The sequence below is a fragment of the Synechococcus sp. L2F genome, assembly GCF_024345695.1.
Taxonomy (GTDB): domain Bacteria; phylum Cyanobacteriota; class Cyanobacteriia; order PCC-6307; family Cyanobiaceae; genus MW101C3.
This window is the reverse complement of sequence record NZ_JAGQBP010000002.1, coordinates 600,911-617,266: the sequence shown is the minus strand read 5'-3', so window position 1 is coordinate 617,266 and position 16,356 is coordinate 600,911. Positions and strand designations below refer to the sequence as shown.

9 protein-coding genes and 1 tRNA gene are annotated in these 16,356 nt (G+C 56.9%); 7 read left to right on the top strand and 3 right to left on the bottom strand.

All coding sequences use genetic code 11. The annotated features are described in order from the left end of the window. Positions 1-296 precede the first annotated feature (296 nt). Positions 297-1,508, top strand: coding sequence for a glycosyltransferase family 2 protein (locus KBZ19_RS07935; protein ID WP_255100521.1), 1,212 nt, complete (start codon positions 297-299; stop codon positions 1,506-1,508). On the opposite strand, the gene KBZ19_RS07930 is transcribed toward KBZ19_RS07935, so the two are convergent. Continuing rightward, entirely contained in the window at positions 1,484-4,234 is a 2,751-nt protein-coding gene (locus KBZ19_RS07930; protein WP_255100520.1) for a glycosyltransferase, read from the bottom strand. The genes KBZ19_RS07935 and KBZ19_RS07930 overlap by 25 nt on opposite strands. A 516-nt stretch (positions 4,235-4,750) precedes the next feature. Between KBZ19_RS07930 and KBZ19_RS07925 the strand changes: the two genes are divergently transcribed. Genes KBZ19_RS07925 through KBZ19_RS07915 form a run of 3 tightly spaced genes read left to right on the top strand, consistent with a single transcriptional unit; the run spans position 4,751 to position 9,686 of the window. Beyond that, positions 4,751-5,530: a peptidylprolyl isomerase gene (locus KBZ19_RS07925; protein ID WP_255100519.1), complete on the top strand. Its 780-nt coding sequence runs from the start codon at positions 4,751-4,753 to the stop codon at positions 5,528-5,530. Beyond that, on the top strand, positions 5,527-8,490 hold the full coding sequence (locus KBZ19_RS07920) for a peptidase domain-containing ABC transporter (protein ID WP_255100518.1): 2,964 nt from the start codon (positions 5,527-5,529) through the stop codon (positions 8,488-8,490). Before KBZ19_RS07925 ends, KBZ19_RS07920 begins: the two co-directional genes overlap by 4 nt. Positions 8,491-8,531: 41 nt before the next feature. Then, on the top strand, positions 8,532-9,686 hold the full coding sequence (locus KBZ19_RS07915) for an HlyD family efflux transporter periplasmic adaptor subunit (protein WP_255100517.1): 1,155 nt from the start codon (positions 8,532-8,534) through the stop codon (positions 9,684-9,686). A 146-nt stretch (positions 9,687-9,832) separates the two neighbouring features. On the opposite strand, the gene KBZ19_RS07910 is transcribed toward KBZ19_RS07915, so the two are convergent. After that, a tRNA-Gly gene (locus tag KBZ19_RS07910) sits at positions 9,833-9,904 on the bottom strand. A 228-nt stretch (positions 9,905-10,132) separates the two neighbouring features. On the opposite strand from KBZ19_RS07910, the gene KBZ19_RS07905 reads away from it, so the two are divergent. Genes KBZ19_RS07905 through KBZ19_RS07895 form a run of 3 tightly spaced genes read left to right on the top strand, consistent with a single transcriptional unit; the run spans position 10,133 to position 13,267 of the window. Beyond that, positions 10,133-11,392, top strand: coding sequence for a glycosyltransferase family 1 protein (locus tag KBZ19_RS07905; RefSeq protein ID WP_255100516.1), 1,260 nt, complete (start codon positions 10,133-10,135; stop codon positions 11,390-11,392). Continuing rightward, a complete protein-coding gene (locus KBZ19_RS07900) occupies positions 11,389-12,396 on the top strand; it encodes a hypothetical protein (RefSeq protein WP_255100515.1) in 1,008 nt (335 codons plus the stop codon). Before KBZ19_RS07905 ends, KBZ19_RS07900 begins: the two co-directional genes overlap by 4 nt. Positions 12,397-12,400: 4 nt before the next feature. Then, a complete protein-coding gene (locus KBZ19_RS07895; protein WP_255100514.1) occupies positions 12,401-13,267 on the top strand; it encodes a glycosyltransferase family A protein in 867 nt (288 codons plus the stop codon). A 319-nt stretch (positions 13,268-13,586) separates the two neighbouring features. Here the strand turns inward: KBZ19_RS07895 and KBZ19_RS07890 are convergent, their stop codons facing one another. Beyond that, positions 13,587-16,247 (bottom strand): sialidase family protein, encoded by a 2,661-nt coding sequence (locus KBZ19_RS07890; protein ID WP_255100513.1) that lies wholly within the window; start codon positions 16,245-16,247, stop codon positions 13,587-13,589. Positions 16,248-16,356 lie beyond the last annotated feature (109 nt).

Genomic DNA, 16,356 nt, shown 5'->3' with positions numbered 1-16,356 from the left:
GCCCAATCATACCCGAGCATTACGAGTTGAGACCAGCTTTTGCCGGTGTGATATGCCGCTTCGCTGACAGATCTTGGACTGGACGTACAAAGCTAGCAAACGACGACTGGGTTCGGAATACTGCAGCACCCCATGCAGCCGGCGCGAAGCCCACAACCCACCACTTCCTGCTATCTGCTAAAGAGCCGCTTGGATCGCCTCTGCGGAGCAGGGCTGCTGAGACTGGTCGTGACTCGTGAGCCGTGTGGGTAAGCAGTTGAATGACGGCGTGATCCCAGAGGCGCAGGAGTCAATTGATGGCCCCTATTGACAGCTCCCCATTCACGCCGACGGTTTCCTGCCTGGTGGTGTCCCGCAACGCCTCACTGCTGAACCGGCTGGTTCGCAGCCTTGGCGAAGCACGCCGCTTCTGGAAAGACACCGATGAAATTCTCTGTTCGTGGAACGGAAATCCGGAGGATGAAGCCCTGCTTCAGGCTGATGCCCACCCGCCACTGAGAATCGCTGCCCGCTCAGCCTATCATTTCGCCACCAATGTGAATGCCCTGGCCGATCAAGCCCGCGGTGACCTGTTGGTAGTGCTGAACGACGACGTCATTCTCGATCGTGGCAGCCTGGATCGGGCCATTCAGATCCTGCAAAGCCGGCCCGAGGTCGGTGTGGTGGGGGGGCGGTTGCGCACCAGCGCTGGTCGCCTGGGGCATGCCGGCATCCTCTTTGCGAACCAGGGTGTGCCGTACAACCGCTTCCGACCCGATCGCCTCGGCTCCCTGATCAACCCCGATGCGCTGGCAGTGCGGGAATCGGGCCCCATGCCCGCCGTCACCGGTGCGCTGATGGTACTGCGTCGCGAAGATTTCCAGGCCATCCGGCTGCGCGAGAGCTTCAGCGTGTGCGGGGAGGATGTGGCTCTTTGCCTTGATCTTTACGACAATCTTGGTAAATGGGCTTATTACGCTAGCGATGTAACGGCAATCCATGACGAGAAAAGCACCCGCGGGGAGACCCTTGATCACTACGACCTGCATCAAGTGGCGGAGCTGGTGAGGGAAAGGCTCCGCAAGAACCCCGCTCTACGTGCACAACAGGCCTATTGGGCAGTCCAGGAAGCCGATGAACTCGAGGGGATCGTGCATCGGCTCCGCGAAGACAACCGGCAAAGGGAAGAGCAATGGAGCGAAAAGGAGAAGGAGTGGAGCGAGAAAGAGAAGGAGTGGGCGATGATGGCGGAGGCCAGCGAGAGGAATCTGCTGGAACTGGCCGAAAAAGAGAAGAACTGCTTGGCCGTTCTGGAAGCCACCCGGGAAAACGTACGCGAACTTGAAATCGCACAACAGAACGCTGCTGATCAAAAACGAAGTGACAATCGAAAGCTGGGAGAGATGCAGGGAAAACTCAATCGTGCCCTGCTTGATCAAGAAAGTCTCAAGCACAGCCGTTCCTGGCGGCTCACCGCTCCCTATCGTCGCCTTGGACGCCTCCTTCAGCGTTGGCGTCGCAGCTCCTGAAGCCAGGCCTCAGCCCCCGGCAGGAGACACTCAGGCGAGCTTTCCGTACCAACCGGCTCCGAGAACGGGGTGGGGTGATGGGCGGGGCGCAGCAGCCGCTTGATCCGCTCCTTCACCGTGCTGAGTCGCCGGCGCCAGCGTTGCCGCCGGCGGGGTCTTGGCGCAGGAGGCTCAGGATTCATCGTTGCATCGGGGCCTGCCAACGAGGGCGCGCCCACGAATGGCGCTGGATCAGCTCCCGGCTGCAGACCAATCGCCTCAACGAGCTGATCGGCACTCTGGCTCCAGGACTGGGGGGTGAACGGCGCGGGTCGGTGGCCGGGTGCTGCTGCCGCGTTGCCAGAGATGTCCTCCAGAAAACGAGCGATGGACTCGCTGAGGGCTTGCCGGCTGGCCTTGCTGGGGAAAAAGCTGGCATGGCCGCCCGTGACCTCGTGGAACACCGGCAGATCCCGCAACAACAGCGGCAAGCCAAACGAGGCAGCTTCAATCAGCGGAATGCCGAAGCCCTCCCCAAAGGAAGCTCCGATCAACCCTGAGGAACGCTGATAGAGGCACTGCAACAGCGAATCTGACGCCGCATCAAACCAAAACAGCTGTTGGTGGAGCAGGGGATGCCGCCGGATCGCCGCCACCGTGGCCGGCAGGGTTCTGCGGTCTGGATCCGGTAGGTCGGTCCAGCCTTCACGGCCCACAATCACCAGGTTGAAGGTTGCCCCGTTCTGCCAGAGAGCCGTGGCCGCTTCCAACACCTCGAGGTACGCCTTGCGTGGTTCGACCGTCCCCACCATGAGCAGGGTGGGCCAGGGGCCCAGGGCTTCCACCGCTGTGATCTCCTCCTGGGTTGGCACGGTGGCGGTGCCACGTTGAAAATCAGCTCCGTGGTGAAACCAGCCGAGCCGGTATGGACTCTCGTGCGCTGCCAGCTGCCGCTCCAGCCGCCAACCCTTGAGCTCCTCCATCACGCTCCTGGAGACACACACGGCCCCATCTGCCTGCAGAACCACATCAAGCCAGGCGCGATGCCGTTCCGACGCACCCGGCGGAAAGCATTCCGGCAGAAAACAAGGCAGGAGGTCATGAACGACAAAGTGCACCTCCACACCTTGCGCACGCAAGAAGGCGTAGTAAGCCCGTTGGCTCACAACCACGTGGTGGCTGAGGTCGATGCCCAGAAACACATCGCCGGGGTACCAGGCGACAGGCCCATCCTCCAATTGATCGACCGCCGCTTGCACCAGAGTGGTGGTGAAGTGGCGCGCGTAGCGATAACCCAGGCCGTCCGAACAAGCCACAACAGGTTCGACCCGGAAACCAACTGGTGGACGCGCCAACAACTGCTGACAGATCGAACGCACCACACGCTGCACGCCGCTGCCCAGATCCTGCTCTGCCAAGGCCGAGACATCCAGGAGCAACTGGCGTTGCCGCGGCTCGGGAGGAAACAGCAAGCCGAGCGTATTGGCAGCCTTGACGATCTGCTGGGGATCTTCAGGCAGCTGCCGGCGAAATGGGGTGAGCAGCTGCTGGCGGCGTCGCGATTGCTCACCAGCGTGGTGCAGGGCCTCCGCATAGCGAGCGGCGCAGTGGTCGGGGCGATGGCGCTCGGCGATTTCGCGGCGTCCACGCTCCACGAGCCGCCGTCGTCGTTCTGGATCGCGCGCCAGCGACTCCAGGGCACGGGCCAACTCTGCCGTGTCGCAAGCCTCTGACAGGCGGAGCGCACAGCCTTCGGGGATCTCCCTAAGGCTGCCGTGGTCGTTGACGATCAGGGGGACCCCGCCAGCGAGGCAATCAAGAACCGTCCCGGAAGTCTCTCCCCGCGAAGAGCTGCGCAGCTGAACGGCAAGGTCGGCGGCCGCCAGGTAGCCGAGATAGTCGGCTGTATCAATCCAGCCGGTGATACGGACCTCCGCCAGGAGGCCACCGTCCGCCCGTGCCCGCCGAATGGCCCGGCGCATGCGGTTCAGCAGCCGTTGATCACTCCCAGCCGAACCAGCGAACACAAGGGCACAACGGGGGTCGCTCGCCAGGGACGACGCCAGGAACGCCTCCAGCAAGAGCAGGCTGCGCTTGGCCACCCCAAGGAATCCAAAGGTGCAGATCACGAGGCTGTCCTCGGCGAGATCGAGGCGGGCACGCTGATCAGAGCGATCGGTGGGCCCAGGGAGAACCTCCTGCTTGAGATGGGGAATAAGGGTCCAGAACTCAGCGTCGGTGGGGCCGTAGAAGGATTCCGCCAATCGCAGTGCCTCGCGGCTGTGAACGATCACGCCATCGGCCTGCTGAAGCAGCGGCAGGTTGCAGGGGTAGGCCCAGATGACGTGATCATCGCCGCATTGCTGCGACGCTTCGTAGGCGAGGCAGGCCTGATAGCCGTGGGAGGCGTAGAGCCTCTGCAGACAGCTTCCTCCGAGCCATTCATCTGACTCCGGGCTGCACACCACATGGCCAAGAAAGAAATCGTGCAGGACCACCACACCAGGGAAGGCCCCCAGCAACCGCATGATCTCCAGGTGAGCCGACGAATTCCCTAAGTGATACAGAACATGATCGTAGTGATGGGCGCCACTGGCGAACTGCAAAGGCGTGAGCACAGACAGCACCCCTTCTGGAGGTGGTCCATCCCACGGCAACTCGGTGACAACATCAATCGAGAAGTGCCTGGCCAGGTGGGGGAGCAGAGCGAGGCTATAGGTGCTGATTCCGCTCCTTTGGGGGGGCATCGGGCTGATATAGGCCAGCCGTGTGCCCGGGGAGCGTGGAGGCAGAGAGGGGGTGGCATCCGGTGCCCAGACGCGCGTTCGAGGCCACGCGGGTGGATGGAGTGAGGGGACACACACCTCGTCGAAGCCATACAAGGCCTGCAGCGCCTCCAGGCAGGGCTGGCCAAGCTCGGGAACGAGGCAGAAATGGCGCGGGCGATGACCAAGCCAGGCCAGCAACACCCCGGCAGCGGGGGACCCCCCCCATTGCGGATCCCCGCAGATCAGGACCGGAAGCTCTGCAGCGACAAGGCCAGGAGGCGCACTGGAAAGGCAGCGGCGCAGCAAGGCAGGATCTGCAGCGGCACTCTGACGCTGTAACTGACGCAGATCAATCAGCAGGGCAGGAAGGCGGCCTAGGGCCAGCCATCCTCCCACAGCGGGGCCTGCCCATGCCGGCAGACGCCCATGGGAAGATGGCGTCACGTCTACCCTGCGGACCCTTTGTCCCTGTCCACGGTCTTTCCCCATGACCCCATGAGCGCCGTTTCACAGCCCGAGCACGCTCAAGCTGCCGAGGAAGTGTCGGCAGGGATCCCAGGCGTGGCTGCACCAACACTGCGCTCCCTGGCCCACTGCAACTTGCTGCGCCCCTTCGTTTACCACATGGTTCTTGAAGAAACGCTGGACAAGGGTGCACTGGAGCAGGAGTTAAGCAAAACCCTGCTTTCGAACTTTCGCAAAGCCAATGGCCTGCAAGATCAAGCCAGCGAAGCCCAGTTTCTGAGCAAAATGGGATGGACGCAACAGGATTACCTGTGGCAAGTTCAATTGCCACACCGCATTGCCGTCCATTGCGGCCAACACTTTATCGCCAAAGCCGAAGCACGATTCCTGGACAAAAAGAACCAGCTTGACCAAGTCATCTATAGCCTGATCAGAGTGAAGGATGGCTCTCTTGCCCGCGAGCTTTACCTCAGAATTGAAGAGGGAGAAGCCACGTTTGCAGAGCTGGCTGAGATCTACAGCGAGGGGCCTGAAAAAACATCGCGCGGACTGATTGGCCCCCTGCCTCTCAATCAGGCCCATCCCCAACTCGCGCAACGCTTGAGAAGCGCCACGGTCGGCGAACTGATCGCTCCGTTCTCAGTCGAGCAGCTCTGGTTGTTGGTACGGCTCGAAAGGCATCAACCCGCTAGCCTTGATGAGGCGATGCGGCAGCGGATGGCCCAGGAGCTGTTCGATGAATGGATCCAGGAGGAGGTCACCCTTAGGATCAAGCAAATTTGCCCAGCCCCGCTGAACCCTCTCGTATGACCACCACCACCTACCAAAAGCTTTGGGAGCTTGAGGTGTTCAGTTCCCTTGGAGCTGAGGGGAAACAACTGGTGGAGGATACGTCCCGCCTGTTGCAGTACCGCGTCGGGCAGTCAATGGCGGTCGCCAACACCATTCCCAGTGAAGTTCTGATCATCCTTGAGGGAAGTGCCCGGCTCACTGCCCATCAAGGCACAGGCTGGCGAACTGTCGAGCGCTTGGAACCCGGTGAGGTCGTAGGGCTCACTTCACTGCTGAGCGCCTCCCCCTGCGAGGAGGTTCATGCCTCCAGCGAGGTCATGGCCCTGGCCATCCCCGACAATACAATTCTGAAGTTGCACTCCAGAGACAAGATCTTTAAGGATTGGTGCTCGACGCACCTCTGGACTGCAGAGCTTGTACGCCTCGTTCAACTCCTTCAAAGCCAATCCGCAGCTGCTCCTCTCAGCATCCGTGAGAGCGTGGCGCTGCTGCGATCCGAGGCCACAGTCCGCACTGTTCCGCTCACGACGCCACAGGTCGACGCTGACCATGTGTGGTATGTGGCAAGCGCCAACCTGCCTGGCTTGGAGATCGGGGCCGTCGTCGCCTCTGGCGCGAGCCTGCCAGCCCCCGTTGGCCCGTTGCCGGCAAGGTTGATTGGATTGCCAGTCGGGGTCATCGAAAGTCTTGGCAGAAGCCCGGCCGCTCCAGCTGCCAGCGGCAAAGAGAACGGGAGCCTCATCACCGCAGTGGATGGTGCCGGTCCCACAGTCCTGGCTGCGCCTGAATCGCCTTTACCCACGGCCGAGAATCTGGGAAGGAGTGATGAACGGCAACCCTTCAAAGTCATCAGGGGGGAGGGCCCCATTGATGAAACCCTGGCTTGCTTTCAGATGCTGAGCAGGCAGATGACCCTGCCCTTTCGAAAGGATGCCATCGAGAAAGTTTTACGGCAGCAGCTGCAACGCGGTCAGGCGCCGAACATGCAGTTGGTCGGAAGCCTCGCTTCAATGATGGGCATGCATGTGGTGGGGGCAAAAGTCAGCAGTAGCGCCTGTACCCGCCTGCAGACGCCCTCCCTGGTCGAATGGGACGGCACCTTTGCTCTCCTGCAAGCCAGTAACGCCCGTGGAATCGTGCTGGCTTCTCCGCGTAAGGGCTTGATCCGGCTTAGCCCTCAGGAAGTGGATGAAGCCTTCCCGGATGGAATCAACCTTCTTCTTGTCGATCGCACCAGCGTCACACCAGAGCAGAAGTTCGGGGTGTCGTGGTTCCTGCCGGCGCTGAGGCGTCACCGGGGTGTGCTCACTCAGGTGCTCGTCTCCTCCTTCGTGGTGCAGCTGTTCACGTTGGCCAATCCCCTGATCATTCAGGTGATCATTGACAAGGTGATCAGCCAGCGCAGCCTCGACACACTGCAGGTTCTCGGCATTGCATTGGTCGTTGTCACCTTGTTGGAAGGTGTGCTGGAGAGTCTTCGCACCTTTATTTTCACTGAAACAACCAATCGCATCGATACGCGGCTGGGCGCAGAGGTCATTGATCATCTGCTGCGCCTTCCTCTTGGCTATTTCGATAAGCGCCCGGTCGGAGAGCTGGGCAGTCGGATTGCGGAGCTGGAGAAGATCCGCATGTTCCTGACAGGACAGGCTCTCACCACGATCCTTGATGCCGCCTTTTCGGTGATCTACATCATCGTGATGTCGATCTATTCATGGGTGCTGACCCTGATCGCGCTGGCGGTGGTGCCGATTCAAGTGGCTCTCACCGTGCTGGGAGCTCCGCTGTTTCGGCGTCAGTACCGTGATGCCGCCGAAGAAAACGCAAAAACCCAATCCCACTTGGTGGAGGTCCTTACCGGAATTCAAACCGTCAAAGCCCAGAATGTGGAGATGGTCAGCCGGTGGAAGTGGCAAGACCTGTACTCAGGCTACATCAGCAAGTCCTTCGAAAAGACAATTACAGGGACGGCACTAAGCCAGACAAGCCAAGTTCTTCAGAAGCTTTCTCAGCTCATGGTGCTATGGGTTGGCGCTACGATGGTGCTGAAGGGCGAACTAACTCTGGGCCAGCTGATTGCCTTTCGCATCCTCAGTGGATACGTCACACAGCCATTGTTGCGCTTGGGCTCAATTTGGCAGAACATACAAGAATTGAGAGTTTCCTTTGAGCGTCTAGCCGATGTCGTTGACACCCCGGAAGAATCCAATGAAGCAGATAAGCAGAAGATCCCGCTCCCTGCCATCAATGGCAGCGTTCGCTTTGAAGATGTAACCTTCCGCTTCAACTTGTCATTGCCGCCAGTTCTTCACAACGTCAACCTGACGATTCCATCAGGAACGTTTGTTGGAGTTGTCGGCCAAAGCGGAAGCGGCAAGAGCACATTGATGAAGCTGCTGGCAAGGCTGTATAGCCCTGATTCAGGACGCATCCTGATTGATGACTACGATATCGACAAAGTTGAACTCTATTCTCTGCGTCGTCAGATTGGCATCGTACCTCAGGAGCCACTATTGTTCAGCGGTACGATCAACGAAAACATTGCACTTGGCAATCCAAATGCCACGAGTGACGACATCGTCGCAGCAGCAAAGATAGCCTGCGCTCATGACTTCATCATGAGCCTTTCGGCAGGCTACAGCACAAACATCGGCGAGAGAGGCGCTGGCTTATCAGGCGGACAGAAACAGCGCATTGCCATTGCCCGAACTCTTATCACCAACCCCAAGTTGCTTGTGATGGATGAGGCAACCAGTGCACTTGACTACGATACGGAACGTCGCCTTTGCGACAACTTGGTTGAAAGCATTCAAGGAAGCACGGTGTTCTTCATTACGCACCGTCTAAGCACGATCCGTCGTGCCAAGCTCATCGTAATGATGGACCAAGGAAACGTTGTCGAACAGGGCACCCATGAAGAACTTGTTCAACTGAAAGGTCGCTACTACGCTCTCTACCGCCAACAAGAAGGCAGCTGATCTAGCTCAAAACGAACGATGTTCTCTTCTTCGCAACTTCAGTGAAACTGACCAATCCCCTCCGCAAGCTCCAAAACAACATCGAGCAAAGCATTCACACAGAATCAGAGAATGCTTCTGTACTGGAGCAGTCACCATTTTGGGCGACGGCAACAACCTGGGGACTGATTGGCACTGCTGCCTTCGGTGTGGGTTGGATAGCCTTGGCGCAAACGGAAGAGATTGTGGTAGCCCCGGGAAAGCTAGAACCAATCGGTGTCGTTCAGGACATCCGTCTTCCGGTGGGCGGTGTCGTAGCGAAAGTTCTGGTTAAGGATGGCCAAAAAGTCAACGCTGGTGAGACTCTGCTTCAATTAGACAGCGAAGCAACAGAGGATCGCAGGCGGAGCCTCATGCGGGGCATCCTGCTGAAAAAGGAACAGCTGGAGCTCAAAGAAAAGGAGCTTGCAAAATATCTCGACCTAAACTCAACTGAACAGCAATCACTGCAACGGAACCTTGAACTAGAAACAGACGTGCTTAAGCGCTTGGAAACCCTAACCAAGGAGGGCGGCATTGGCGAGCTACAATATCTCAATCAGCGCAATAAGGTTGCAGAGATTGATGGAAACCTGAATCAAACTCGTGTTGACAGAATGCGTCAGAAAGCAATCCTAGACCAGAGCATTCAGCAGTTGAGAGGGGAGGTAAACGAGCTTAACTCTAGCCTTTCCGACGTAAGGATTAACATTCGATATCAGAATGTCAAGTCACCAGTCAACGGTATTATCTTCGGGCTCAAACCAACTGGACCTGGCTTTGCCGCCCAAACAAGCGAGCCAGTGATGCAGATTGTTCCCTTCGATAAACTTGAAGCCAGTGTAGAAGTTGCCAGTCAAGACATCGGCTTCGTCAGCGTTGGCAAGCCAGTGGATATCAGCATTGATTCCTTTCCTGCCACTGATTTCGGCGTGATCAGCGGTGTTGTAAGACAGATTGGCTCCGATGCGATCCCCCCCGATCAGCTGAAACCAACCTATCGGTTCCCCGTAAAGATCAAGTTGAATACCCAACAACTGAAGATTGAATCTGGCCAGGCACTGCCTTTGCAGGTTGGTATGTCCTTGCAGGCAAACATCAAACTCCGCAAAGTCAGCTATCTGCAGCTCCTCCTGAATACATTCAGAGACAAAGCCGACTCACTTCGTCAGATTTAGCTTCCAAGTACCCCTTAGGGTTCATCAACAATCGTGGCACTCAAGACTGTTGTGCTCCATACGCGTAAACTGAGGGAAGCGGACCAACCAACTAAACGCAAAACCCCTGAATCTTGCAAGCAAGATTCAGGGGTTTTACCGTAGGAAGCGGGTGACGCGATTCGAACGCGCGACATTCACCTTGGCAAGGTGACGCTCTACCACTGAGCTACACCCGCAGCCATTTGACTGGCACTCATTCATTATGCACCACGGCCTGCCCACCAGTCAACGCTGCTGGAGCAGTGGCGAGAGTCTATGGTGCAATGGCTCTTGGGCCACTGCTGGCAAGGGCTGGAGTGGGTAAGCGAGGCCGAGCAGAGTAACGCGCCCGCCAACAAGAGGCGCAGACCAAACTCAACAGTCCGTAACCGAAGAGGCAGGCGATGGGAGGCCATCCGGCAAGCTTGAATCTCATCTTTGACACCTTGATCTTTGGCCAGGCGGCCCGCTCACCTCTGGCACGGGGTGGCATCTATCGTTATGCCAGCCAGTTGCTGCGGGCACTCCACGATCAAGCCAACATCACATTTCGAACCTATTGCCCAGAGCCACTTCTTGCCTCTCTCGCTGAAGTCGAACTGAAGCGACTTGGCCTCGGTGACAATCCATTGGCCCTTGCCCTGACGACGTCGGTGTTGACGAGGAGCCTCCCGCCCCTGCTGATCCGACTGGCAAAGCCATTACATCGCAGCTACGCACGCCTTCCAGGCGCACGCGCCGCTAGCCAAAAGAGGTTCGACACTCTGCTGAAGAGCTGTGACAAAGAGGTCACCCTGTTCCACACGCCTTTTCAAGCCGTACCTTCTGCCATCCGCCGTCATGATGCGCTGCCAGTGGTCGTGACGGTCCACGACATGATTCCAATGATCATGCCAGAGTTATTCACGAGGGAAACCGTCCGCCATTTTCACGGGCTTGTCGATGGATTATGCAGGAGCGATCAGGTGATTTGCGTATCAGAATCCACGAAGCGGGACTTTCTGCACTTCACCCGCACCGTGCCCGCGGAGCATGTTCATGTCACTCCACTGGCCGCCTCCCCAGAGCTGCAACCGGTAACGGATCCTCATCTCCTGAGCTGTGCCCGTGAGCGTTTTGGACTGAAGCCCCAAGACCGCGTCATTCTTAGCTTATGTACACTTGAACCTCGAAAGAACCTCGCGACACTACTCACCGCATTCGAGACGTTGCAGCGGCACAGCTCGCTGGACTCCATCAAGCTACTGCTGGCAGGATCAGTCGGATGGAAGTCGGCACCCCTGTTGGACAGACTTAGGGAGAGCTCTGCCAGTTCGAACATTCATCTGCTTGGACATGTCACTGAAGAGGAGCTGCCGGTGCTGTATTCGCTTGCTGAGGTGTTTGTCTACCCTTCGCTATACGAGGGGTTTGGATTGCCGCCCTTGGAAGCGATGAGCTGCGGAACACCGGTGATCGTCGGAAACACGTCATCCATCCCGGAGGTGACGGGTGAGGCCGGCTTGACCATTGATCCACAGAGTCCTGCAGAACTGACTACTGCCCTTGAGCGCCTGCTGGCATCAGAAAGCCTGCGGCGCCAATTGGCTCAGCAGTGCGAGGTCCAAGCCAAGCAGTTCAGCTGGGCTCGTACCGCTCACCTGACCCGTGGGGTGTACGACATCGCCCTTGCGAGCAGAAGATGATCGCATTCGCCTACAGGCCGATGGGATTCCGTGAGATCGGCGGCATTCATGTGGTCGCCACCGAAGTGGCTCGGCGTCTGCGAGACTCCCAGTTCGCCTCTACCGGATTGTGGACCCTACGCACGACGTTGAAGTCCTTGCCCCATGAAGAGAAGTGTGGCGTCTTGCATGGCACGCAGCCTATCGAGAGGGTCAGGCCTGGAGAACGCTTGCTCCTGTTTGGCTGCGACAGCGCCTGGGCCTATCTGCTTGCCATCCATATCCGCTGCTTCAATCCATCCGTCCGTATCGCCTGGCTCCCCAGCTTTCATGACCCTGACTTTGTCAAGCACCGCTGGCGGGCTCGCCTGGCCCAGGTAGTGCTGAAAATGATGCAGAGGATCGGAATCAACGTGTATGCGCAGACGATCCATGAGCAGAAACTGCTTCAGGGAGGACGCTGTCTGCTTTCAAGTCATGCTCTGCCCCTTGCGGTGCTGCAGCGGCTGAAGGTTGAACAGGCGCACTCGTGCCCGGACGCCAGGCAGAGGCCCTTTGACTTGCTCTTTCTCGGACGCCCCACCGAACAGAAAGGTTGGTCCAGATTCCTTGCTGTGGTGCAGGAAACAGGGCTTCGCAGTGCGGCCATCGTTCCAACCCCCCCACCCAGCAGTGACATCTCACGCTCACCCACGTTGACTGTAGTTGTTTCACCAACGGCCAACGAGATTCCTTCCCTGTTGCGACAAGCAAAACTGGTGTTAATTCCTTCCGATTATGAATCGCTTGGGCTTGCGCAGATAGAGGCTGTGGCCAGCGGCTGCGTGGTACCAATCCTGGGGCGATGGCCACTGTGGGATCAGTTTTCACTGCTGCACTGGGAGACCAGCAGCCGCGACGAACTGGTGACCTCCTGTCTTCGCCTCAGCCGACAACCCTCCATGCTGAGTCGTCTATCACGAATGCAGCGAAGCTACCTGCTTCAACATCCGATGATGGACACCCCCTTCTTACCTGATTTTTAACGCTGTGTCGCCACGGGTCTCCATTGTGCTGCCCTTCCGTAACCAGGGGGCGCTCCTATCCCAGGCCTGCAAGTCTCTGCAGGTTCAAACGGTCGACGCATGGGAGTGTATTCTCGTCAACGACGGGTCAGATAGCGAAGCACAAGAAGTTGCTGAGGCTGTTGCCACACGTGATGGACGCTTCAAACTCATTAGTCTTCCACACAACGACCACTTTCCCGGACCCTGGCTCGCCCGCAATATCGGTTTGGCCAGTGCAACAAGCGAACTGATTGCGTTTCTCGATGCCGATGATCTCTGGCATCCACGCAAACTTGAGCGCCAGCTTGTCCTTCACTCCGTTCACGGAATCGAATTGTCGGTCACCGGATATCACCGCTTTGAGGCAAGCAGCATGAAGTTAGTCGAAACGCGCAGGCCTCCGCTTACCCTCGATCTCAAAGCACTGCTACGGGGCAATCTTGTGCCGTTCTCGTCTGTGATCATCCAGCGTGATTGTCTCACGCAACCGTTCCATCCTGAACGTCACGAGGATTACGGCCTATGGCTCCGGCTGTTCGCCAATGACCCGCCACCGCGCTATGGATGCCTCATGGAGCCATTGATGGCCTACCGGTTGCATAGCGCATCCCTGTCATCCCAACGTGGACGCAGCATCTTCGCTGTGGAGAAACTATTCAGGCACACATTCAGTGCTCCCAGCCGAAGACTCATGGCCCTAACAGCCTGGGCGCTTGAGCGTGCGTGGAGACAAACGGTGGCTGGAGCACACCGGATCCTGTGGCAGGGTGCCAAGCTGCCATCGCCCTTCATCGACTATCTGGCGAGCGGGAGTCAGCTGTACATCGACGAACATCGTAGCCCCTCATAGCTATCGAAAAGCAACACCAATTGCTGTGCCTGCTGAAGCAAGGATTAGGCACCCTAGAGCGCTGGCAAGGCCTGGACATTCACAGAGGTAGACAATCCATTGGCACCCAGGATGCTCACCAGAGATCATCCATCTTCTCTCGTTCAACCCACCTTCGGCTGAGCAGCGAAAGCTCACCGTAGCGATCAGCCTCTCGCGCATGAAGGGAACCGTGATGTTCATCACAGGCACGAACCGCGAGCACCACGAGTGAATAACAGGATCGATCCTCTCGCAATCTGCGAACTGGCCTGATTAAAGCGAATTGGCCGTATCTCCCTCAAGCCACTTGATAATACACAAGTGAATTGGACCCATCTGCTGACTCCACCTGCTGAAAGACCGGCAATGTATCTTGTGCATAGGCTGGAGTTTCCACTCGGCGATTGCCGGGATCCGCAACAACATCCTGGGTAAGGACAGCACCCAAGGCCCAGCTATCTCCACCGTTCGTGCTCTCGCTGACCGCAACAACCAATTGTCCATCGATATTGATATCATAGGCGATCTTGATCGTGCCATCATCCATCAAGCTGATCTGCATGTAGTTGCCGCTGGGCTGATCTGTGATCACAACAGGCTCATCCCATGAGTCCGTATCATTATTGTATCGCAAGTAAACAACTCGGCTCTCACCGTTGTTAGTGGCAACATGGATGTTGCCATCCTCATCGGTCAACGAGCTGAAATGGGTGGCATTGGGATCATTCTGACTATCTCCCTTGATCAAGATTGTCTCACTGACGCCAAGGCTGCCACCAGAGGACGCGCTTTCCGCAAACTCAGTCCAATTGAGGGTGTCTCCATTGGTATAAAGGACCCCAAAGCCGTCATCCAATGCAATGATGTCACCCGACATCCTGCCGTCATTCGTTGTATTAGGAATTCCTTGATTGAGGACAGTCCATGTTGCTCCTTGATCATTGCTCTGAGCGACCCTTAGGCTGGCCTGTCCTGTTGACCTGTCGGTTGCCGTAAACGCTACTACGATCGTGCCATCCTCCGTGACTGCGATGGACGGCCGCTCAATCCTGAGGGACGCAGGACTGGGTGGGATTACCGTCGATTCAATTGTCCAAGATACACTCTGCTCCGAATAACTCAGGATGGCAAGAGCGATCCTGCCGCCTTCAATTGTATAGACCGAATATAACTTGCCATCAACGATTGCGCCATCTGCACGGGAAGAACCAGTGGAGTTCTCCAGCGTGACAGTTGCCATCCATGTTGAGCCATTGTCTATGCTGGAATAAAGTGAAAGCCGGCCATTAGTGTTGGCCATCACATGAACAGCGCCATCTTCAGTGACCCATGAATGATCCTGAAAGCGCGAGGAGATCATGCCCTCATTCCCGTTCGTGATCGTAGTGGGAATACCGGTGATGACATCCGGGGCACTCGGGGCACTTGGGACAAACAGGATGGTGCCATTCACAGAGAAAGCGGCAGGATCGGCCGGCGAGTTGTTCGCTATGATCTCATCCAAGTCTTCGCCAACCAGTGTGATTGTCCCTGCATTGCCAGGGTTGGTGAAGCTATACGCTGTGGCGAAGATCTGGCCAGAGGAATTAGCATTAACAACATTATTGCCCTGCAGATCGGCGAAGATTGAGCCACCGGTTGTCTCCCTTCCATTCACAACTGCTCGAGCCCTCAAAAGAATGCCATCGCCCTCAGACTGGAGGATCGTGTTCGCATAAAGTGCGATGTTAATGCTCGAGTTTTCATAAGACAAGATCTTGATTCCTTCTGCAGACTGACTGCTCTGAATGGGATTACCCGCAAGTGTTGAGATTGTGTTATTCGACACCATGGCTTCGCCAACTTCTCCATTGACTCCGGCAATCAAGTAGATTCCATCCGCGTCATTGCCAAGCGTGGTGACTTCATTGCCTTCAATATTTACGCCCTGGATAGCACTATTCCTGAGCACGTTAACATAAATTGCGTCAGACTCTAGGTTGAATTGATTATTCGAGCCGCTGCCAACGTCTCCCGTTGTCAGAATCGTGTTGCTATTCACGGTTGCCTGCCTGATCGTTGCCCCATCCAAGCTGCTCAGGTAAACACCTTCGGAGAGAGGTCCCGACGTTGAAATGTCATTCTGGTTCACTTGCACAGTTCCAATCGAGCCAGATCCAGAGGCCAGCACGCGAATACCATGGGACAAGAAGGCTCCATTCGTGCTGATCGTGTTCCCAATGAGGTCTAGGCGATCAAGGTAACCATTGGAAACGACCACTTCAATGCCAGCTGTTTGTGCACCACTGGCTGTGATTGCATTATCGAGAATTTGGAGGTCGTTGGTGGGAGACGTAGTGGCACGGCTTTCCGTCACAAGGATGCCACGATTCCCATCGCCGATCGCGGAGATCTTGTTCCCAGAGATGGTATGAGTATTGGCACCTTGAACCAAGATACCCGAACCACCATTGCTACCAAATTTGTTGGAGAAAGTGTTATCAACCAGTTGCCCTGTGAGGGGATCCGTCAGAGCACCAATCGTGTTGTGACTTGAATTGGCTGTGATTCGGATCCCATTCCCCGAGTTGCCCTGGCCAGTGACACCATCGAGCATCAAGCCAAAGAAGTTATTCTGAACCGTGATCCCATTCGCATCAAGCCTGAGGCCATCACCACCGGCATCTTGTAGTGACAATCCTCGAAGACTTGATTCTGCGGCTCGGCTGCCGCGGAAGACTAATCCTGCTCGGCCATTGAAATCAATGGCAATGCCGGGCGCATTCGTGTCATTAAACAATCCACTGATCGCCACCCGGTCAGTAACTACGGGCAAACTACTAAACAGACTGATTGTTCCTCCAGCAAGAGAGGGATCAAAGCCAATCGAATCGAACCCGATAGAACTATTGGCACTGGTGATTGCCCACCTCAGGGTGCCAATCCCTTGATTGGCTAGGCTAGTTACAAGAAAGTCCATTGCAGCACGCAAACTAGACGATATACTTGATGCTATTGTAGGAATTCTTATCTTTCTGCAGTCTGGACGCTGATCTTTATAGTTTTTAACAATTAGCCGGGCTGGGCGA

Bases quoted from the DNA above. Each gene is read 5' to 3' on its own strand.
- KBZ19_RS07935 (WP_255100521.1), top strand. From the start codon at position 297: ATGGCCCCTATTGACAGCTCCCCATTCACGCCGACGGTTTCCTGCCTG.
- KBZ19_RS07930 (WP_255100520.1), bottom strand. From the start codon at position 4,234: ATGCCCCCCCAAAGGAGCGGAATCAGCACCTATAGCCTCGCTCTGCTC.
- KBZ19_RS07925 (WP_255100519.1), top strand. From the start codon at position 4,751: ATGAGCGCCGTTTCACAGCCCGAGCACGCTCAAGCTGCCGAGGAAGTG.
- KBZ19_RS07920 (WP_255100518.1), top strand. From the start codon at position 5,527: ATGACCACCACCACCTACCAAAAGCTTTGGGAGCTTGAGGTGTTCAGT.
- KBZ19_RS07900 (WP_255100515.1), top strand. From the start codon at position 11,389: ATGATCGCATTCGCCTACAGGCCGATGGGATTCCGTGAGATCGGCGGC.
- KBZ19_RS07890 (WP_255100513.1), bottom strand. From the start codon at position 16,247: ATGGACTTTCTTGTAACTAGCCTAGCCAATCAAGGGATTGGCACCCTG.